Annotated in this window: 13 protein-coding genes; 8 read left to right on the top strand and 5 right to left on the bottom strand. The window is 65.9% G+C overall.

What is annotated here, in order from left to right; translation table 11 throughout:
* The first annotated feature begins 57 nt into the window (after positions 1 to 57).
* The 3 genes from BFD71_RS16780 to BFD71_RS40575 all read left to right on the top strand — a co-directional run bounded on the left by BFD71_RS16780 (position 58) and on the right by BFD71_RS40575 (position 6,546).
* Positions 58 to 4,527 (top strand): translocation/assembly module TamB domain-containing protein, encoded by a 4,470-nt coding sequence (locus tag BFD71_RS16780; protein ID WP_083245306.1) that lies wholly within the window; start codon positions 58 to 60, stop codon positions 4,525 to 4,527.
* A 382-nt stretch (positions 4,528 to 4,909) separates the two neighbouring features.
* The gene (locus tag BFD71_RS16775; RefSeq protein ID WP_069265438.1) at positions 4,910 to 5,740 is read left to right on the top strand and encodes a nucleotidyl transferase AbiEii/AbiGii toxin family protein; all 831 of its coding nucleotides are present in this window, start codon (positions 4,910 to 4,912) and stop codon (positions 5,738 to 5,740) included.
* Positions 5,737 to 6,546: a hypothetical protein gene (locus BFD71_RS40575; RefSeq protein WP_176732897.1), complete on the top strand. Its 810-nt coding sequence runs from the start codon at positions 5,737 to 5,739 to the stop codon at positions 6,544 to 6,546. The genes BFD71_RS16775 and BFD71_RS40575 overlap by 4 nt, the downstream gene beginning before the upstream one ends.
* Before the next feature lie 538 nt (positions 6,547 to 7,084).
* On the opposite strand, the gene metG is transcribed toward BFD71_RS40575, so the two are convergent.
* Positions 7,085 to 9,238 (bottom strand): methionine--tRNA ligase, encoded by a 2,154-nt coding sequence (gene metG / locus BFD71_RS16760; RefSeq protein WP_069265435.1) that lies wholly within the window; start codon positions 9,236 to 9,238, stop codon positions 7,085 to 7,087.
* A 464-nt stretch (positions 9,239 to 9,702) separates the two neighbouring features.
* Entirely contained in the window at positions 9,703 to 10,356 is a 654-nt protein-coding gene (locus tag BFD71_RS16755) for an OmpA family protein (protein WP_069265434.1), read from the bottom strand.
* 318 nt (positions 10,357 to 10,674) lie between these two features.
* On the opposite strand from BFD71_RS16755, the gene apbC reads away from it, so the two are divergent.
* The 5 genes from apbC (at position 10,675) to BFD71_RS16730 (ending at position 16,291) form a co-directional block, all read left to right on the top strand.
* A complete protein-coding gene (gene apbC, locus BFD71_RS16750) occupies positions 10,675 to 11,763 on the top strand; it encodes an iron-sulfur cluster carrier protein ApbC (protein WP_069265433.1) in 1,089 nt (362 codons plus the stop codon).
* A gap of 196 nt (positions 11,764 to 11,959) precedes the next feature.
* Complete coding sequence (locus BFD71_RS16745; RefSeq protein ID WP_256094763.1) at positions 11,960 to 12,466, top strand: superoxide dismutase family protein; 507 nt, start codon at positions 11,960 to 11,962, stop codon at positions 12,464 to 12,466.
* A 143-nt stretch (positions 12,467 to 12,609) separates the two neighbouring features.
* Complete coding sequence (gene dcd / locus BFD71_RS16740) at positions 12,610 to 13,179, top strand: dCTP deaminase (protein ID WP_028207739.1); 570 nt, start codon at positions 12,610 to 12,612, stop codon at positions 13,177 to 13,179.
* 88 nt (positions 13,180 to 13,267) lie between these two features.
* Positions 13,268 to 15,547 (top strand): arginine/lysine/ornithine decarboxylase, encoded by a 2,280-nt coding sequence (locus BFD71_RS16735; RefSeq protein WP_069265431.1) that lies wholly within the window; start codon positions 13,268 to 13,270, stop codon positions 15,545 to 15,547.
* Between the two features lie 18 nt (positions 15,548 to 15,565).
* Positions 15,566 to 16,291: a lysozyme inhibitor LprI family protein gene (locus tag BFD71_RS16730; protein WP_069265430.1), complete on the top strand. Its 726-nt coding sequence runs from the start codon at positions 15,566 to 15,568 to the stop codon at positions 16,289 to 16,291.
* 10 nt (positions 16,292 to 16,301) lie between these two features.
* On the opposite strand, the gene BFD71_RS16725 is transcribed toward BFD71_RS16730, so the two are convergent.
* The 3 genes from BFD71_RS16725 to BFD71_RS16715 all read right to left on the bottom strand — a co-directional run bounded on the left by BFD71_RS16725 (position 16,302) and on the right by BFD71_RS16715 (position 19,863).
* Positions 16,302 to 17,231, bottom strand: a complete 930-nt coding sequence (locus BFD71_RS16725; RefSeq protein WP_069265429.1) for a bestrophin family protein — start codon at positions 17,229 to 17,231, stop codon at positions 16,302 to 16,304.
* 255 nt (positions 17,232 to 17,486) lie between these two features.
* Entirely contained in the window at positions 17,487 to 18,893 is a 1,407-nt protein-coding gene (argH, locus tag BFD71_RS16720) for an argininosuccinate lyase (RefSeq protein ID WP_069265428.1), read from the bottom strand.
* 139 nt (positions 18,894 to 19,032) lie between these two features.
* Positions 19,033 to 19,863, bottom strand: coding sequence for a helix-turn-helix transcriptional regulator (locus BFD71_RS16715; protein WP_069265427.1), 831 nt, complete (start codon positions 19,861 to 19,863; stop codon positions 19,033 to 19,035).
* Between the last annotated feature and the right edge of the window lie 7 nt (positions 19,864 to 19,870).

Below are 19,870 nucleotides of genomic sequence, written 5' to 3'. Positions count from 1 at the left end.
GACGTGCTCGCTGCTCCGCTTCGCAACGCCTCCTGCGCCGCACGGCGAGGGGGCCGCATGAGCGCGCGCCGTTTTGTCGCGGTGGCATGGCTGCCCGCTACGTTTGCGGTGCCGCCGGGAGAAGCTGGCCGCAGCCCGGACGATGAAGCGCGCAGCGAAGCCGGCGGCCATGGAGGCCATGGCGGCGACGGCGGCGCGGGCGGCGACGGTGCGCCGCCGCGCCGCCGCGGGCCGCGGCTCTGGAAGGCGCTTGCCTGGGCGATCATTGTGCCGGTGCTGCTCGTCGGGCTCGTCGCCGGCTTGCTCTATGGCGTGCTGACCACCGAGCGCGGCACGGCCTACGCGTGGCGCGCGGCGGTCAGGCTGCTCGACGGCAAGCTCGCGGGCCGGTTCGAAGGCGGCACGCTCGCGAGCGGTGTGCGCTTTTCCAACGTGAGCTGGCGCGGCACGGACGGCATCACCCTCAAGGTCGACCGCATCGGCGGCCAATGGGAGCTGCAGGGCTTCGGCCAGCAACCGTGGCGCTTCGTGGTGGACTACCTGCATGCCGGCGACATCGAGATGCGCGTCGTGCCGTCGCACGAGCCTTCCTCGCCCATGAAGCTGCCGGAAAACCTGCAGCTGCCGCTCGGGCTCGAGATCCGCGACCTGCAGGTGGACAAGCTCACGGTGCACGAAGGCACCTCGACCAACGAGTTCTCGCACTTCCAGTTCCACGGCCGCAGCGACGGCCGCCATCACGAGGCCGCCATCGAGCGTCTCGACACGCCCTTTGGCGCAGTGAGCGCCGAGGCGAAGCTCGACGGCGTGCGGCCGTTCGCGCTCACGGGCGACCTGGGTTACTCCGGCAAGGTAAACGGCGAAGACGTGCAGGTGAGCGCAAACCTCGCCGGCTCGCTCGAGGCGCTCACGGCCGATGTCGACGCGAGCGGCATGAAGCTCACCGGCCGCGCGCATGTGGAGGCCACGCCGTTCGCTGCCGTGCCGCTGCAGCGGGTCACGCTCGCGTTCGATCATGTCAATCCGCAGGCGTTCGCGCCGGGCGCGCCGTTCGCCGACCTCGCCGTGCGTGCGCAGTTGCAGCCGGTGCCGGGCGGCGCGGCGGGCGTGCCGGCGGCGCTCGCGGCGGTGGCTTCGGGGGCGGCTGCGGTGTCGGGCGTGACGCCGGCTTCCGTGCCGGCGCCGGTATCGGCGCCGGCCGGCGGCGCGAAGCCCGACGCTGCGGCTGCAGCCTCGGCGGCGGCCGACGCGGCGCGCGCGCGCAGTAATGTGGCGGGCTTCACGGTGGCGGGCGCGGTCTCGATTGTGAACGCGAAGCCGGGCGCCATCGACGAAAAGCTGCTGCCGCTCATCGACGCCCACGCCGACGTCGTGCTCGACGCGAAGACGCAGCGCATTCCGAGGCTTGCCGTGCGTCTCGTGAAGAACGCGACGATCACCGGCGGCGGCACGATCAGCGGGCGCGACGGGCGTTTCGACCTGAAGGTGGCCGGGCTCGACCTCAACGCGATCCAGTCGAGCGTGCGCGCCACGCAATTCGCGGGGCCGGTCGGCGTGCGGCTGAATGGCGACGTCCAAAGCGTCACGCTCGATCTCGCCGACCCCAAGGCGGCGCTGCGCGTGCAGGGCAAGATCACGCAGGACCCCGCGCGCCTGTCGCTCAACGACGTGCGGCTGACTTCCGGCGCGGGGCGCATCGACCTGTCGGGCGCGCTCAAGCACGACGCCAGTTCGACCTATCAACTCAAGGCGGTGCTGACCAATTTCGATCCGCTGTCGCTCACGTCGCAAACACCGGCGCGCACGGCCGCGAAAATTCCAGCACCGGCCGACCGGCCGCGCCCTGCAGCCCAACCCGCCGCCGACGCGCTCAACCCGCAACGCAATCTCGCGCTCAATCCGGCGCTGAACCCGTCGCTCAATCCCGCGCAATCGGGCGAGCAGGCCGCCGAGCAAAAGCGCGTGGAGAACGCCAAGCAGACCGAGCGGGGCGGGGCGGCCCAGCACGAGGCGAAGCCGCGAGCCGCCACGCGTCCCGCGGCCCGGCGCATCGAAGCGCGCGTGAACGGCACGCTCAATGCGAGCGGCACGCTCGCGCCCACCTTCACGACGCGGGCCGAGTTCAAGCTCGGCCCGAGCGTCTACGACGACTTGCCGCTCACGGGCGAGGGCCTCATCCAGTTGGCGGGCTCGCGGATTCTGCCAAGCCGCGCGAACCTCTCGGTCGCGGGCAATACCGTGGATCTGCAAGGCAGCTTCGGCGCGCGTGGCGACCGCTTGCGCTTTCGCGTGGATGCGCCGCAGCTCGACCGGCTCGGCTTTGGCATCGCGGGCCAGCTCGCGGCGAACGGCGACGTGACCGGCACCTTCGCGCACCCCGATGTCTCGCTCGACTACAAGGCCGACCACGTGGTGTTCGGCGATAACCGCGTCGGCCATGCCGAGGGCCGGGCGCTCGCGCGCGACGGCGCGAACGGCGCGCTCGCCTTCAGCACCGACGCGAGCGACATCGCCGTGGCGGGCGTCGATATCACGACGCTCACCGCGCGCCTCGACGGCACGCGCGCGAAGCACACCCTCACCGCGAGCGCGAAGGGCAAGGTGCAGGGCCAGCCGATCGACTTCGTGGCGGCGGCCAACGGCGGCCTCCAGGACACGCGCGAGGGCACGCGCTGGAACGGCACGGTGACGCAACTCGAAAACCGCGGCGTGCCCGGCGTGAAGCTGCAGTCGCCTCTCACCGTGAGCGCGGGCCCCGGCAAGGTCACGCTCGGCGCGACGCGTATCACGGGGGAAGGCGCGTCGCTCGACCTGAAATCGTTCGACCTCGACCATGGCCGCATCCGCTCGGCGGGCACGCTCACCAACGTGTCGCTTGCACGCATCATGCAAATCCGGCAGCAGTTTACGGGCGTGCCGTCCACGCTCAGGACCGACCTGATCTTCGACGGCGACTGGGACTTTTCCGTCGGCCCGACGGCCACCGGCTATGTGCAGATCAAGCGCCGCTCGGGCGACATCACGACCGAGGTCGGCCGCGGCTTTGCCTCGCTCGGCGTGGGCGACCTCAACGTGCGCGCGGCCTTCAGCGGTGGCAACCGCCTCACCCTCACGGCGCATGCGCAGGCGAACCGCGTGGGCGTGCTCGACATCGACGCCTACACGACGCTCATGCCGCGCGACGGCATCCTCACCGTCGCGGACGAGGCGCCGATCGGCGGCACCATCAAGGCGAACGTGCCCTCGCTCCGGAACACGGGCGGCATGCTCGGCCCGACTTACCTGCTCGACGGCCATCTCGCGCTGCAGCTTGCGCTCGGCGGCACGGTCGCGAAGCCGAATCTCACGGGCTCGCTGGTCGGCGACGGCATCTCGGCCACCGTGGTCGACCAGGGCGTGGAGTTGAAGGACGGCGTGATACGCATCGCGCTCTCGCAGAACCTGGTCGACTTCCAGCAGGTGGAGTTCCACGGCGCGACGAGCGGCACGCTGCGCGCAAAAGGCCAGGTGCGGCTCGACAACGCCGAGCCCGATCTCAGTGCGAGCATCGTCGCCGACAAGCTCGAGCTTTTCGCTTCGCCCGACCGCAAGCTGTCGCTGTCCGGCAGCGCGAGCATCGCCAACGGCGGGCATCTGGGCGGCATGCAGATCGACGGCAAGTTCACCGTCGATCACGCGCTCTTCGACATGCCCGCGTTACCTGCGCCGTCGCTCGGCGACGACGTCGTGATCGTGCGTCCCGACGGCACGACGGTGGGCGGCAGGCCGCCCATCGAAGAAACGGCGTCGACCAGGCCCGCGCCACGCTTTGCCCCGCGCGCGAACGTCGACATCGATCTCGGCCACGACTTCCGTTTCCGCGGGCAGGGCGCGGATCTGGGCCTGGCGGGCACGATTACGGTCAACAGCGCGCCGGACGTCCCGCTGCGCGCGGTCGGCAACGTGCGCGTGACCGAAGGCTCCACGTACACGGCGTTCGGCACCAAGCTCAATATCGAAAACGGCTTCTTCACGTTCAACGGGCCGGTGGGCAATCCGGGCATCAACATTCTCGCCATGCGGCGCAACCAGCAGGTCGAGGCGGGCGTGCAGGTCACCGGCACCGTGCAGGCGCCGTCGGTGCGGCTCGTTTCCGAGCCCAACGTGCCCGATAACGAAAAGCTCTCCTGGCTGCTGTTCGGCCACGGCACCGACCAGGGCAACAACCTGGGCCAGCAGAGCGCGATGACGACGGCGCTCGCCCTGCTCGGCAGCGCGCAAGGCAAGCGCATTGCGCAGAGCATCGGCCTCGACGAATTTTCGATCGGGCGCAGCGAGGTGGGCCTGACCGACACCGAGGTCGTCATGATCGCGAAGGCCATCAACCAGCGTCTCGTGATCGGCTATGAGCAGGGCCTGCAGTCGGCGTCGAACGCGGTGAAGGCGACGATCAACCTCTCGCGCTACTGGTCGCTGGTGGTGTACGGCGGCACCTTCAACGGCGCCGATATTCTCTATACGCGGCGTTTCGATCGGCTTCGCCGGTAGGCAATCAGAAACCAACAATAAGCAGCAGCAAAGAAATGGCGCTGTCGCTAAATCGTGCTGGTAACTGGCATGCTAAACGCGTCTGGAAAGAACAGGCGTGGAGTTGGCGGACTGCTCGAAGCCTCGAAAAGATGAAGCCAGCCGGGGGCAGGCCGCCCAGCCCGTCACTTAACGTGTTGATGCAGGGGCCTCGTGGGATAAGGGTTCATTCGAGCGCGGCGTTACATCCCGGCGCGAATTCCAGTAGGACGCCAGCGGGTGCTCTTCCTCCGGCAATTGACCGTGCCTCCCTTGAAATATAGAATGGTAGTCATAAAATTGAGTGACTAACGGACTATTAACATAGTTCCATAGTTGCGATATACAGTGATTAAGGTACTACATGGATGAGGTCGCTTACAGTCGGGAGTTGCTTCAAGCCAAGCTTCTGATCGAGCTCATGAGCCAGGCGATTCAGAACGAGCTTGTGCTCAAGGGCGGCTTGGCCATGCGAGCTGTGCTCGGGAGCACCCGGTATACGGCCGACATTGACCTGGACGCGGTGATGCCAGCCTCCGTCAGCCGAATTCAGGGCATCGTTCGCCGCTCCATTGACAGAGTTGTCAAGCAGCATGGTCTAATCGAGGACCCTCGGGTTTCTGAGCCCAAGCAGACAGAGACAACCCTGCGGTGGAAAGTCAATGGCCGCGCGCCGGGAACAGCACGCCCTATTTCTTTGACGGTCGAAGTATCCCGCCGCGAATGGGTCGCACCATTTCGCACCGAACAGCTTGAGCTGAACAAGGAATTCGCCGGAGGTGCGGCGCGAGGTCGCGTGCTGACGCTCGACGCGCAGGCCCTGGCTGTGTGCAAAGTGCTCGCTCTGACAGACCCCAAACGCGATGCACCGCGTGACCTCTTCGACTTGAGTGTGTTGCTCGAGACAGAGCTCGATGCCCCGGCTCAGCTGCTGGCCAGTCAATCTCCCGACCGGCTCGAGCAGGCGCTCACCGAACTGTGGGCAAAAGTCGAAAGCATGGACTACGAGCGTTTCAAAACGGACGTAGTGCCGTACCTGCCGCCAGAGACAGCAGCAGCGGTAACCGAAGAAGTCTACGAAGAAATGCAGGTCAACGTCGGTACGAACGTTGAACAATGGCTAGAGGACGCGCGCGCGCTCCAGAAAGAAGAAGGGGTTGCGGACGTCAAGCCGGAACGACCGGGAGCCAAATGATGGATATAGGTTTCGATTACGAGCGCGCTCGCACTGAGTGGAGATATGAACTCCTGGGACTTCTCGAGTCAAACGAAGCACCTCGCGTTTGCACCACGGAAGAGCTGGCGCGTCTGGTTCGTCGCGTACGGCCGCGCGCCAACGCCGATACAGTCCACAAAGCTATTGGCGGCCTGATGAAGGCGGGTGCCCTGCAAAAGGTGAGTCGCGGGCTCTATTTGAATCGTCGCAGTCGGCCTGCTGTTGAAGTAGCCGAAGCTGCACAGCATATTCGACAAGGTGCCGTTGTCTCACTCGAATCGGTGCTTGGAGAGTGCGGTTTTCTAAATAACCCGCCAGCTATTGTGACGGCTGTGGTGCCGCAACGCCCCGACTCCGTCCCCCGTGTTGGTTCCGTCAAGACCAGTGGCGGACAGGTGCTTCGATTCAACGCCCTGCCACCTCGATTCTTCCCGTCCTCCCAGGAGGAGACGCGCCTGCTGCTCCAAGCCGGCCGCCACTGTCCGGTGGTTAGACCTGAGGTAGCAGCTTTGCACTGGTTGCATCTGGCTTTGTCGCCCCGCAGCTCGATGCGGATGCCGCCGCAGGATGTGGATTTCAGTGTTTTGGATGCCGAGCTTCTCAGGGACCTCGCATGGCGGTGGGAACTCTCACATGCGCTCGAGGAATGGAAAGAGAAGATTAACCTGGCTGGCGACATTCAGGAGCCCTCTCAGACAATCGCTCCGGTCTCGGAAGCACATCGGCAACGCGGCCTTGCGGCGCGTCAGCGGCTCATGGCAAGGCGCAAGCCCAACACTACCTGAACCCCCAGATGCGCGGCGCAATCTCTCGCAGAACCCGCACTGGAATCCTGGGTCGTTTTTATCCAAGCGGGTGACGCTGCAGTCACCCTCCACCGTCGGCGTGCCTTTGCGCCGATATGGACGCTTCTCAAACGCAGCGCGGCCGAAGGCCCGCCACATCGGCGAATTGGGCAGAAGTTGACCTGGGAGCTCATCGCGCGGGTTCGTCTCCAGCATCGGCATCATCCGGTGAGGATAACGAAACGCGGCGTTGCGGTGAACGCCCGGTTCGTCTGCGACGTCCCGGACAAACATCAACGACTTCATGCACGCGTTTTCCAGCAGGATTACCTTGCCATGGATGAATGCGAATGTGATTCGCGTGAGCCCGGTGAAGGTCCTGGGGCAGCCGGCGCGACGCTACCGATAGTGCCGCTCTCCGGCGTTTGTATGGCCCCACGTGCTGATGCCGTAGCGTCGGCGCCATAAAAAAAGCACACCTCCGGGGTGTGCCTTTTTGCGAGTGGTGCAACGCCATGGCGTTTGCGCTTGTGTCGCATTAACGCACGCGCATGCCCGGCTTCGCGCCGCTATGCGGCTCGAGAATGTACAGACCCGGTTCGGCCTTCTCGTCGGCCGAAGACGCCGCGAGCACCATGCCTTCGGACATGCCGAACTTCATCTTGCGCGGCGCGAGGTTCGCGACCATCACCGTGAGCTTGCCCTTGAGGTCCTCCGGCTTGTACGCCGAACGGATACCCGAGAACACGTTGCGGGTTTTTTCCTCGCCCACGTCGAGCGTGAGCTGCAGCAGCTTGTCCGACCCTTCGACGAAGTGGCAGTCGACGATCAGCGCCACGCGCAGGTCGATCTTCGCGAAGTCGTCGATGGAGATGACTTCCGGCGTTTCATCGGCGGCAGGCTTCTTCGCTTCCTTGGCAGCCTTCGACTTCTTGTTCGCATCCGCAGCCGCAGCGGCGGGTGCATCGGTTGCCTGCAGCGAATCGCGGTTGGCGGCAAGCAGCGCTTCGATCTGCTTCGGATCGACGCGCGTCATCAGGTGCTTGTACGCGTTGATCGGCTGTTGCGACGAAAGCGCCTTGCCGGCATCGGCCCAGGTCAGCGGCTCGATCGCGAGGAACTGTTCCACCCCTTCTGCGAGCGTGGGCAGCACCGGCTTCAGCGCAAGCGAAAGCAGGCGGAACGCCTCGAGGCTCACGCTGCAGGTCTCGTGCAGCGCCACCGGGTTGGCCGAATCCTTGGCCTGTTCCCACGGCTTGGCCGTGTCGACGTAGCCATTCACGGCGTCGGCGAGTTCCATCGTCTGGCGCAGCGCGCGGCTGTATTCGCGTGCTTCGTAGTGCGCAGCGATTTGCGCAATCGCGCCGCGCAGTTGCTCGAGCAGCGGATGGTGCATCGCGCTGTCCTGCACGCGACCGTCGAAGCGCTTGATCAGGAAGCCCGCCGCGCGGCTTGCGATGTTGATGTACTTGCCGACGAGGTCGCTGTTCACGCGCGCCTGGAAGTCTTCGAGGTTCAGGTCGAGGTCTTCCATCGTGCTGTTGAGCTTCGCGGCGAAGTAGTAGCGCAGCCACTCGGGGTTCAGGCCCATGGTCACATAGCTTTCCGCCGTGATGAACGTGCCGCGCGACTTCGACATCTTCGCGCCGTCCACGGTCAAAAAGCCGTGTGCGAAGACGTTGGTCGGCGTGCGGTGGCCCGAGAACTGCAGCATCGCCGGCCAGAACAGCGTATGGAAGTACAGGATGTCCTTGCCGATGAAGTGGTACTGCTCGGTCTTCGAGCCGGCCTTCACCCATGCCTCGAAATCGAGGCCGCGCTTTTCGCACAGGTTCTTGAAGCTCGCGTAATAGCCCACGGGCGCATCGAGCCACACGTAGAAGTACTTGCCGGGCGCGCCCGGAATCTCGAAGCCGAAGTAGGGGGCGTCGCGCGAGATGTCCCAGTCGGCGAGCTTCGATTCGCCCGATTCGCCCAGCCACTCGCGCATCTTGTTGGTCGCTTCCGGTTGCGCGAGGCCGCTCACCCAGCCGCGCAGGAAGTCTTCGCAGCGCGGGTCCGAGAGACGGAAGAAGTAGTGCGTCGAGGTCTTGCGGATCGGCGTCGCGCCCGAGACCACCGAGTACGGATTCTTCAGGTCAGTGGGCGCGTAAGTCGAGCCGCATACTTCGCAGCTGTCGCCGTACTGGTCCTTCGCGCCGCACTTCGGGCACTCGCCCTTGATGAAGCGGTCCGGCAGGAACATGTTCTTGACCGGGTCGTAGGCCTGCTCGATGTCGCGCGTCTCGATGAAACCCGCTTCCTTGAGCGCCAGATACACCGACTCGGAGAGCACACGGTTCTCTTCGGAGTCCGTCGAGTAGTAATTGTCGAACGACACGCCGAAGCTGTCGAAGTCGCGCTTGTGCTCCTGCCACACGCGCGCGATCAGCTGCTGCGGCGTGAGGCCTTCCTTCTCCGCGCGCAGCATGACGGGCGTGCCGTGCGTGTCGTCGGCACCGACGTAGTAAACCTCGTGACCATGCATTCGCAGCGCGCGAACCCAGATGTCCGTCTGGATGTACTCGACCAGGTGGCCGATGTGGATCTGACCGTTGGCGTACGGCAGAGCAGACGTAACGAGAATCTGGCGGCGGCCGCTTTCATTGGCATGCGCGCCGGCTGCTGCGAGGTCGGTGGCGGGTGCTGACATAAGTGAGGGGAAGTCCGATGTTGCGGGGGGAAAGCGCGATTTTAGCAGGGCAGGCGCAGCGCCGTTCGGCGAGCCGGTGGACGCTCGTATGCGCAATGCCTGGATGGGGCGCGGGCTGCGTGAGTCGCGGGGATGCTGCGACGCACAAATTGCGGCCAAAAAAAAACCGGGGCAAGATTGGCCCCGGAGCAACAACGACAAGAGGAGAATGGTGACGCGGCGGCACTGCCGCACACGTACCGTAAAGACAGACAGCACGGCTTCCCGAGAGTTCGAAAATTTTTTCGATTCTCTGCAAGCGCATTGAAGCAGGCTTGAGAGGGCCGTCCAGCAAGGGTATCGGAGCGCGTGTTCGAGCAACTCCAAATGCAAACGGGGCGGCATGACTGCCGCCCCGTCAATGTGTCGCTGTTTTTTCTGCGCAGTCGCCGGCACTGCGTTCCCGGCGACTGCGTCGGGCGAGCTTAACCGCCCTGGTGCTGCGACGTCGCGCGCAGGTACATTTCCACGCGGCGGTTGGCGGCGCGGCCCGCTTCGGTGTTGTTGTCGGCGATCGGTTGCGTATCGCCGCGTCCCTCCGCCGCCATGCGCTGCATCTGAATGCCGCGAGACGCGAGGTAGTTCACGACGCTCTGTGCGCGGTTGACCGACAGCGTCTGGTTGTAGGCGGCGGAGCCCGTGTTATCCGTATGGCCGACCACCTGCGCAACCACTTCCGGGTTCTGCTGGAGGGTCTGCGCGACCTGGTCGAGCACCGGCGCGAACGACGGCTTGATCGCGTAGCTGCTGGTGTCGAACGTCACATTGCTCGGGATGTCGAGCTTGAGCGAGCCGTCCGGCTGCTCGGTGATCTTCGTGCCGGTGCCCTTGGTGGCGCCCGAGAGCTTGTTGTGGATGTTTTGCCAGTTGTAGCCGGTGATGCCGCCGACCAGTGCGCCCGCGCCCGCGCCGATTGCCGCGCCCTTGCCGCCGCCGAAGATGGCGCCGATCGCCGCGCCCGTGCCTGCGCCGACACCGGTGCCGACAGCCGTGTTGGTGCCCTGCTGCGTCGCGCAGCCGGCGACGAGCGCGCCGGCGATGGCGAAGACGGACAGGCGAGTCAGGATTCTTGTGTTCATTTGCTTTCCTTTCTTGAGTGGAACGGACGCTGCCTGCGGCGTTCGCGGCCCCGCTTGCGAACAGGGTCTTCGAACGGTGCGCGGCGGCAGCTACTACAATGACGCCTTGAGGTTTGCGCCGCCAGGCGAAAGGCCGCTGGGTCGCGGCTTCGAGACCGCCTGGTCGGCATACAAAATCGATGCTGCCGCGAAGCGTGCCCTTTCGGGCAATTTTGCGCAATGCAGCTTAACAATTTCTTTCGATTTCCGGCGCGTAGGCGATCAGTCCTCACTCGGATCGGCGCTAACGCAGACCGGCATTCTCCCCACGGAGTTTCAATGAGCATAGATCGGGCTTTGGTCGACGCCGCGCTCGCGGCCTTGACGGACGCGAACACGGGCCATCCCTACACGGTGGCCAAGGGCGTGCGCAACGTGACCGTCGATGGCGATACGGTCGGCGTCGAGATCGTGCTCGGCTATCCGGCGAAGAGCCAGTTCGACGCGGTGCGCGCGCAGGTCGAAGCGGCGCTTGCCGCCGTGCCGGGCGTGAAGGCGAGCCGCGTCGCGGTCAGAAGCGAGATTACCGCGCATACGGTGCAACGCGGCGTGAAACTGCTGCCCAACGTGAAGAACATCGTCGCCGTCGCCTCGGGCAAGGGCGGCGTGGGCAAGAGCACGACCGCCGTGAATCTCGCGCTCGCGCTCGCCGCCGAAGGCGCTTCGGTCGGCGTGCTCGACGCGGACATCTATGGCCCTTCGCTGCCGATGATGCTCGGTATCGAAGGCCGCCCCGAATCGCCCGACGGGCAGTCGATGAATCCGCTCGAAGGCCACGGCGTGCAGGCCAACTCGATCGGCTTTCTGATCGAGCAGGACAACCCGATGGTCTGGCGCGGCCCGATGGCCACTTCCGCGCTCGAGCAGCTGCTGCGTCAGACCAACTGGCGCGAGCTCGACTATCTCGTGGTCGACATGCCCCCGGGCACCGGCGACATCCAGCTCACGCTCTCGCAGCGCGTGCCCGTCACGGGCGCCGTGATCGTCACGACGCCGCAGGACATCGCGCTGCTCGACGCGAAGAAGGGCCTCAAGATGTTCGAGAAGGTGGGCATTCCGATTCTCGGCATCGTCGAGAACATGGCCGTGCATATCTGCTCGAACTGCGGCCACGCCGAGCATATTTTCGGCGCGGGCGGCGGCGAGCGCATGGCCAAGGAGTACGGCGTGGAAGTGCTCGGCAGCCTGCCGCTCGACATCGCCATTCGCGAGCAGGCCGATTCGGGCAACCCCACCGTGGTGGCCGCACCCGAGGGGCCGGTGGCGGCAACCTATCGCGCGATTGCGCGGCGCGTGGCGATCCAGATCGCCGAGCGCGCCCGCGACATGACCTCGAAGTTCCCGACCATCGTCGTGCAGAACACCTGAGCGCCGGTGCGGCCGCAGCGCTCGTGCGGCGCCCCGCGCATGGGGACAGATAGGCGCGCGCCGCGCCGCCTGCGCGGTATCATGTGGGCTTCATCGGGTCCGGTATGGCGGCAGCAACGGGGCTGCCGCCGCCCGGCAAGAGGATCGCATGGATAAAGGACACGACAGGCAAGCGGGGAATGCGCAGGTCGTCAGGATGATCGCCCTCGTCACGCTCTGCGGCTGCGCGCTGATGGCGGGCTGCACGAGCTTCATGGGGCAGCAGGAAAAGCGCGCGGTCGCCCAGTTGCTGCCCACTGTCGGCAGCCAGGTGCGCGGCACGGTTTCGTTCGTCGAACATTCGGACGGCGTGCAGGTGAGCTACAACCTCGCGGGCCTGCAGCCCGACAGCGATCACGCATTGCAGGTGCACGAGCGCGGCGACTGCAACGCCACCGACGCCTCGAGCGCCGGCGCCGTGTTCGCGCCCGCCGCGGAGCGCCTGAAGCCCGGCGCGCGCGTGGAAGGCGACCTCGGCAATATCCATGCGGATTCGAACGGCGTGGCGTCGGGCTTTATCGTCGCCCCCGACGTCTCGCTCGACGGCGTGCGCTCCGTCCTGCAACGCGCGGTGATCGTGCACCGGGACGCCATCGACCCCTACGCGTACCCGCAGCGCGGCACGGGCCCGGCGCTCGCCTGCGGCCTGATCCGCGCCCAGTGAGCGCGGCGTTGGCGCCGGCGCGAAACGCAGTTCCAGGCATGGCGATCCACATCGCGTAAAATAGGCGCCTTTCGCACGCGGCGCGCGCCCGGTGGGTCCGTCCGCATGCTTTCCCGACCCGAATTTCTCGTCAAGTAGCGAACATGGCAATCAAGTCCGACAAGTGGATCCGGCGCATGGCCGAAGAGCAGAAGATGATCGAGCCGTTCGTGCGCGATCAGGTCCGTATGTCGGAAGACGGCCGCAAGATCGTGAGCTACGGCACCTCGAGCTACGGCTACGACATCCGCTGCGCCGACGAATTCAAGATCTTCACGAACATCAATTCGACCATCGTCGATCCGAAGAACTTCGACGAAAAGTCGTTCGTTGACTTCAAGGGCGACGTCTGTATCATCCCGCCCAATTCGTTCGCGCTCGCGCGCACGGTCGAGTATTTCCGCATTCCGCGCAACGTCCTGACGGTGTGTCTGGGCAAGTCGACCTACGCGCGCTGCGGGATCATCGTGAACGTCACGCCGTTCGAGCCCGAGTGGGAAGGGTATGTCACGCTCGAATTCTCAAATACGACACCTTTGCCTGCGAAAATCTACGCGAACGAAGGGGTGGCGCAAGTGCTGTTCTTCGAAAGCGACGAGATCTGCGAGGTCTCGTACGCGGATCGCGGCGGCAAGTATCAAGGCCAGCACGGCGTCACCCTGCCGAAGACCTGAGTTCCAGCGCACAACACTACCGGATTCAACGACATACGGGGACCGCTGCGCGTCATATGCAGCGGTCGTTTCTTTTGGAGAATCGCCCATGAAGTTTCGTTTTCCCGTCGTCATCATCGACGAAGACTTTCGCTCCGAGAACATCTCGGGTTCCGGCATCCGCGCGCTCGCCGAAGCCATCGAGAAAGAGGGCGCGGAAGTCCTCGGGCTGACGAGCTACGGCGACCTCACGTCGTTCGCGCAGCAGTCGAGCCGCGCCGCGTGCTTCATCCTCTCGATCGACGACGACGAGCTGCTGCCCTACGTCGAAGGCTCGGACGAGGAAGCGCCCGAGCACGCGCCCGCCATCGTCGCGCTGCGCGCGTTCATGGAAGCGGTGCGCAAGCGCAACTCGGACATCCCCATTTTCCTGTACGGCGAGACGCGTACCTCGCGCCATCTGCCCAACGACATCCTGCGCGAGCTGCACGGCTTCATCCACATGTTCGAGGACACGCCGGAGTTTGTCGCGCGCCACGTGATTCGCGAAGCGCGCGTGTATCTCGACGCGCTCGCGCCGCCGTTCTTCAAGGAACTCGTCAAGTACGCCGACGAAGGTTCGTACTCGTGGCACTGCCCGGGTCACTCGGGCGGCGTCGCTTTCCTGAAGAATCCGCTCGGCCAGATGTTCCACCAGTTCTTCGGCGAAAACATGCTGCGCGCCGACGTCTGCAATGCGGTCGAGGAACTCGGCCAGCTGCTCGATCACACCGGCCCGGTCGCGGCCTCGGAGCGCAACGCGGCGCGCATCTTCAGCGCGGATCACGTGTTCTTCGTGACCAACGGCACGTCCACGTCGAACAAGATCGTCTGGCACGCAACGGTCGCGCCCGGCGACATCGTGCTGGTCGACCGCAACTGCCACAAGTCGATCCTGCACGCGATCACGATGACGGGCGCGATTCCCGTGTTCCTCACGCCGACGCGCAACAACTTCGGCATCATCGGCCCGATTCCGCGCGACGAGTTCAAGCCGGAGAACATCCGCAAGAAGATCGAGGCGAATCCGTTCGCCCGCGAGGCGCTCGCGAAGAATCCGAACGTGAAGCCGCGCATTCTGACGATCACGCAGAGCACGTACGACGGCGTGGTCTACAACGTCGAGATGATCAAGGATCTGCTCGGCGACATGCTCGACACGCTGCACTTCGACGAAGCCTGGCTGCCGCACGCCGAATTCCACGAGTTCTATCAGGACATGCACGCGATCGGCGCGGGCCGTCCGCGCACCAAGGCGCTGGTGTTCGCGACGCACTCCACGCACAAGCTGCTCGCCGGCATCTCGCAGGCCTCGCAGATCGTCGTGCAGGATTCGGAAGACAGCGCGTTCGACCGCCACCGCTTCAACGAGGCGTATCTGATGCACACGTCCACGTCGCCGCAATACGCGATCATCGCGTCGTGCGACGTGGCCGCCGCGATGATGGAAGCGCCGGGCGGCCCGGCACTGGTGGAAGAGTCGATCGCCGAAGCGCTCGACTTCCGCCGCGCCATGCGCAAGGTGGACGCCGAGTACGGCGACGACTGGTTCTTCCAGGTCTGGGGCCCGGACGAGCTGGCCGAAGAAGGCATCGGCTCGCGCGAAGACTGGATGCTGCGCCCGAACGACCACTGGCACGGCTTCGGCGCGCTGGCGGAAGGCTTCAACATGCTGGACCCGATCAAGGCGACCATCGTCACGCCGGGCCTGGACGTGGACGGCGAATTCGGCGAAACCGGCATTCCGGCCGCGATCGTGACGAAGTACCTGGCCGAGCACGGCATCATCGTCGAGAAGACGGGGCTGTACTCGTTCTTCATCATGTTCACGATCGGCATCACGAAGGGCCGCTGGAACTCGATGGTGACCGAGCTCCAGCAGTTCAAGGACGACTACGACAACAACCAGCCGCTCTGGCGCGTGCTGCCCGAATTCGTCGCGCAGCATCCGATGTACGAGCGCGTGGGCCTGCGCGACCTGTGCCAGCAGATCCACAGCGTCTACCGTGCCAACGATATCGCGCGCCTCACGACCGAGATGTACCTCTCGAGCATGGAGCCTGCGATGAAGCCGTCGGATGCGTTCGCGAAGCTCGCCCACCGCGAGATCGACCGCGTGCCTGTCGACGAACTCGAAGGCCGCGTCACGTCGATCCTGCTCACGCCGTATCCGCCGGGTATTCCGCTGCTGATTCCGGGCGAGCGCTTCAACAAGACGATCGTGAATTATCTGAAGTTCGCGCGCGAGTTCAACGAGCGCTTCCCGGGCTTCCATACCGACATCCACGGGCTCGTGGGCGAGACCATCAACGGCCGCATCGAGTATTTCGTGGATTGCGTGCGCGACTGAACGCGCGAGGGGAGGGGAATGTTGGGGGGTTCTTCGGCGCGGCTAGCGCGTTATTTTGCTGCGATGGTGTCGACGCTGTCGGTGATTTCGACCGCCACGGTGCTGTTCGCCGTGGCACCGGCGGCGCGCGCCGAGGTCGCGGCGGCCGATCCGATCGATACGGCCATGCGCACCTGTCTCGCGCGCGCGGACCGGTCGTCGACGGCTGGCCAGATCCAGTGCATGGACGACGCGCGCACCGCATGGCGCAAGGCCGCCGACAACGCGCTCGCGCAACTGCTCGCGAAGCTGCCGGCCGCGCAGCAAAAGCGCTGGCAACTGAGCCAGCAGAAGTGGGTGGCCTGGCGCGACGCCGAGGACACCATGCTCGGCGCCGCGTTCGCGACCACGAGCGGCAGCACCTACCAGCTCTACGAGGCGGACATGCGCCTGCAGCCGGTGCGCGATCGCGCGCTCGCGCTGCGCAACCAGGCGACGACGTACGACGGCGACGCGCCAAAGGTGCGCGCCTGCAGCGCCGATGCGCGCTGCGAGCACGTGAGCTATGACCTCAATCGCTACTACCGTCAGCTCTATGCGCGCATGCCGAAGCACGCCCGGCCTACGGTTGCACGCGCACAAAGCGAATGGCGCGCGTATCGCGACGCGACCACGCCGCTCATCGACGAGCATGCGCGGCTCGATCTGCTAGGCGGGCGCCTCGCGACCTTGAAGCGCCTCGCCGAAACGGTGAACAACCACTGAGGCTGCGCCTTCAGTCGAGGATGAACTGCTCCGGCGCGCGCGCCGGCAGCGCAGTCGGCTCGCCCATCAGGTCGTGCAACGCGACCTCGATGCCGGTCGACATCAGGTTGAGCGCGAGGTCGTTGTCTTCGGTGCCGAACGGGTCTTCGAGCTGCGAGGCGATCGCCTCGTGGGCCATGAACGCGTAGGCCACGAACACGGCGAAGATCGGCGTCAAACCGCCGATGCTGTCGACGAGGCCGAACGGCAGCATCGCGCAGAAGAAGTACACGGTGCGATGAATCATCACCGTATAGGCGAACGGCAGCGGCGTGGAGACGATGCGCTCGCACCCGCCGATCACATCCGAAATGCCATTGAGATTATGTTCGAACGCGAGCACCGCGTAGCCGTCGAGGCGGCCTTCGCGCGTCTCGCGCTGGACCCATTCCGAAGCGCACAGCAGGAGCGTGGCCGGGCGGTAGCGCGCCGCCATCACGCGCGCGAACAGCGCGGGCGCCAGGCGCGACTCGAGATCGGCGCGCGGGTCGGTGTTGCGCAGTTGATGGCGCAGCGCATGCGGCAGCGCAGCGAGCAGACTCGTGAGTTCGCGGGCCCGCTCGCGCGTGGCGGTTTCGTCGCCGCTGCGCGGGAGCGTCAGCGCCTGGCGCACCAGCGAGCGCGTCTCATTGAGCATTTGCCCCCAGAGCTTGCGGCCTTCCCAGTACCGGTCGTAGCTCGCGCTGTTGCGAAAGCCGAGAAACACCGCGAGCGCAATACCGATCAGCGAGAACGGCACGGTGCTCAGGTTGACCGTGAGCTTGAGGATGTGATCGTGCGCGGCCACTGCGATGATCGACAGTACCAGCACGATGAAAAGGCGCGGCAGAAGTTGCGGCAGCACGGAGCCGCGCCACGCGAGCAGCATGCGGAACCAGTGGAGGTGAGGGCGGACGATCATGGGGCAGGTGTTGGGGGCGAAGACGAAACCTGACGGAGCAAGTCGTCAGTATGGCGCGGGATCGTAGGCCATGACGCGCGGCTGCCGGGCGCACACTTCCGGCATTTTGCTGCGGGTACAGCGCGCTGTCATGTGTGTCCTCATGGGCATGGTCACCTTGTGCGCCGCCCAAAAGCAAACCGGGCGCGCGACGTTGTCCGTCGCGCGCCCGGTTGGGCTTTAGAGTGCGGGCGTTTTCCGCCCGTTGCGCTGCGCTTACTTGAGCGCCGCGCGCGCCGCCGCGATGGCCGCACGCACCTGCTCGGGCGCGGTGCCGCCCGGATGGTTGCGCGCCGAGACCGAGCCTTCGAGCGTCAGCACTGCGAACACGTCTTCGGCCAGCAGGTTCGACACGGCCGGCAGTTCGCGGCGCATCTCGTCGAGCGTGAGGTCGGCCAGATCGCAGTTGCGGTCCACGCAGATCCGCACCGCGTGCGCCACGGCTTCGTGCGCGTCGCGGAACGGCAGGCCCTTCTTGACGAGGTAGTCGGCCAGATCCGTGGCCGTGGAGAAGCCCTGCAGCGCCGCCGCGCGCATCGCCTGCTCCTTGACCGTGATGCCCGCGACCATCTCCGCGAAGATGCGCAGCGTGTCTGCCACGGTATCGACCGTGTCGAACAGCGGCTCCTTGTCTTCCTGGTTGTCCTTGTTGTAGGCGAGCGGCTGGCCCTTCATGAGCGTGAGGAGCGCCATGAGATGGCCGTTGACGCGGCCGGTCTTGCCGCGCGCGAGTTCCGGCACGTCCGGGTTCTTCTTTTGCGGCATGATCGACGAGCCCGTGCAGAAGCGGTCGGCCAGATCGATGAAGCCCACGCGCGGGCTCATCCACAGCACCAGCTCTTCCGAGAAGCGCGAGACGTGCGTCATCACCAGCGCGGCCGCCGCCGTGAATTCGATGGCGAAGTCGCGGTCGGACACGGCGTCGAGCGAGTTTGCGCAGATGCCGTCGAAGCCCAGCGTCTTCGCCACGGCGAAGCGGTCTACGGAAAAGCTCGTGCCCGCGAGCGCCGCCGCACCGAGCGGCAGACGGTTCACGCGCTTGCGGCAGTCCACCATGCGCTCGGCGTCCCGCGTGAACATTTCCACATAGGCGAGCAGGTGATGGCCGAAGGTGACCGGCTGCGCCACTTGCAGGTGCGTGAAGCCCGGCATGATCGTGCCCGAGTGCTGTTCGGCCAGGTCGAGCAGCGCGCCGCGCAGGTCGCCGAGCAGGCCGCCGATGCGGTCGATCTCGCCGCGCAGCCAGAGGCGGATGTCGGTCGCGACCTGGTCGTTGCGCGAGCGGCCCGTGTGCAGCCGCTTGCCCGCATCGCCGATCAGGGCGGTCAGGCGCGCTTCGATGTTCAGGTGCACGTCTTCGAGGTCGAGCAGCCATTCGAATTCGCCGCGCTCGATCTCGCCCTTGATCTTCGCCATGCCGCCCTCGATGGCGGCGAGGTCGTCGGCGGAGATGATCTTCTGCGCGGCCAGCATCGACGCGTGTGCGAGCGAGCCCTCGATATCGACGAGCGCGAGGCGCTTGTCGAAGAAGACCGACGACGTGTAGCGCTTGACCAGCTCCGACATGGGTTCGGAGAAGCGAGCCGACCAGGCTTCGCCTTTTTTGTGCAGTTGGGACGTCATGGTGATGGGGCGTGAACGAGCAAGCGGTGAGAAGGCGTGCCGCGCGGCGCATTGCGCTGCATTGCGTCAAGCACGGCGGGAAAGATCACGATTTTAACATTGGCGGTCTGCCGCAACGCCGCCAGGCGGCCCGCGCCGCTCAGAGCCGCACCAGCACCACGAGCTTGAGATCTTCGCGATGCGCGGGCTTGAAGGTGATCTGGTCGCAGGCGATGCGGCCGTGGCGCGGATGGTTGAACTCGCGCCGGCCGCCCTCGCGCTCGAACACGTCCTGCGAGGCCCAGAAGCGCGCGAAGTCGTCGCTCGCGGCGATCAGCGAGTCGATCAGCGCGCGCGTGGGCGCGTCGTTGAGGTGGCGGATGGAGTCGGCGCGGAACTCGGCGGCCAGGCGCCGCGCGCGCGTTTCCCAGTCCACGATCAGCTCGTGCCCGAGCGGCTCGGTGAACGTGAAGCGCAGCAGGTTGCGGTCGTGCTCGCCGTCGAGCCAGCCCGTGAAGAGGTCCGCCGCATGCGCGTTCCAGGCGAGCGCCGTCCACTGGCGGTCGAGCACGTACGCGGGGGCGTCCACGAGCTTCACCGTTTGCAGCAGCGTGGCGGGCGCGTCCGCGGCGGTGGCCGGATCGGGCTCGGCGGGGTCGCGCTGCGCGGCCAGCTCGAACAGATAGGCGCGCTCGGCGCGCGAGAGCCGCAGTGCGACGGCGATGCGCGCGAGCGCGTCCGCCGAAGCCGAAACGGGGCGGCCCTGCTCGATCCACGTGTACCAGGTCGGGCTCACGCCGCACAGCTGTGCGACTTCCTCGCGGCGCAGGCCAGGCGTGCGGCGGCGCGGGCCGGGCGGCAGGCCGACCTCCGCGGGCGAAAGACGCTCGCGATGGGCGCGGACGAATTCGCCCAGCGCGCGGGCGGGCGTTGCGTCGAGGGTTTTGCCGGCGGCGGCGGGTGAAGCCGGGGAGGGCGTATCGAGGCTCATTGGGCGT

The organism is Paraburkholderia nodosa, assembly GCF_001718195.1.
Taxonomy (GTDB): Bacteria; Pseudomonadota; Gammaproteobacteria; order Burkholderiales; family Burkholderiaceae; genus Paraburkholderia; species Paraburkholderia nodosa_A.
Note: the sequence above shows the minus strand (reverse complement) of the source record. Positions and strands in the feature narration are given on the sequence as shown.

Excerpts from the sequence above, each read along its gene's own strand:
- BFD71_RS16780 (WP_083245306.1), top strand. The coding sequence starts at position 58 with ATGAGCGCGCGCCGTTTTGTCGCGGTGGCATGGCTGCCCGCTACGTTT.
- BFD71_RS16775 (WP_069265438.1), top strand. The coding sequence starts at position 4,910 with ATGGATGAGGTCGCTTACAGTCGGGAGTTGCTTCAAGCCAAGCTTCTG.
- BFD71_RS40575 (WP_176732897.1), top strand. The coding sequence starts at position 5,737 with ATGATGGATATAGGTTTCGATTACGAGCGCGCTCGCACTGAGTGGAGA.
- metG (WP_069265435.1), bottom strand. The coding sequence starts at position 9,238 with ATGTCAGCACCCGCCACCGACCTCGCAGCAGCCGGCGCGCATGCCAAT.
- BFD71_RS16755 (WP_069265434.1), bottom strand. The coding sequence starts at position 10,356 with ATGAACACAAGAATCCTGACTCGCCTGTCCGTCTTCGCCATCGCCGGC.
- apbC (WP_069265433.1), top strand. The coding sequence starts at position 10,675 with ATGAGCATAGATCGGGCTTTGGTCGACGCCGCGCTCGCGGCCTTGACG.
- BFD71_RS16745 (WP_256094763.1), top strand. The coding sequence starts at position 11,960 with ATGATCGCCCTCGTCACGCTCTGCGGCTGCGCGCTGATGGCGGGCTGC.
- dcd (WP_028207739.1), top strand. The coding sequence starts at position 12,610 with ATGGCAATCAAGTCCGACAAGTGGATCCGGCGCATGGCCGAAGAGCAG.
- BFD71_RS16735 (WP_069265431.1), top strand. The coding sequence starts at position 13,268 with ATGAAGTTTCGTTTTCCCGTCGTCATCATCGACGAAGACTTTCGCTCC.
- BFD71_RS16730 (WP_069265430.1), top strand. The coding sequence starts at position 15,566 with ATGTTGGGGGGTTCTTCGGCGCGGCTAGCGCGTTATTTTGCTGCGATG.
- BFD71_RS16725 (WP_069265429.1), bottom strand. The coding sequence starts at position 17,231 with ATGATCGTCCGCCCTCACCTCCACTGGTTCCGCATGCTGCTCGCGTGG.
- argH (WP_069265428.1), bottom strand. The coding sequence starts at position 18,893 with ATGACGTCCCAACTGCACAAAAAAGGCGAAGCCTGGTCGGCTCGCTTC.
- BFD71_RS16715 (WP_069265427.1), bottom strand. The coding sequence starts at position 19,863 with ATGAGCCTCGATACGCCCTCCCCGGCTTCACCCGCCGCCGCCGGCAAA.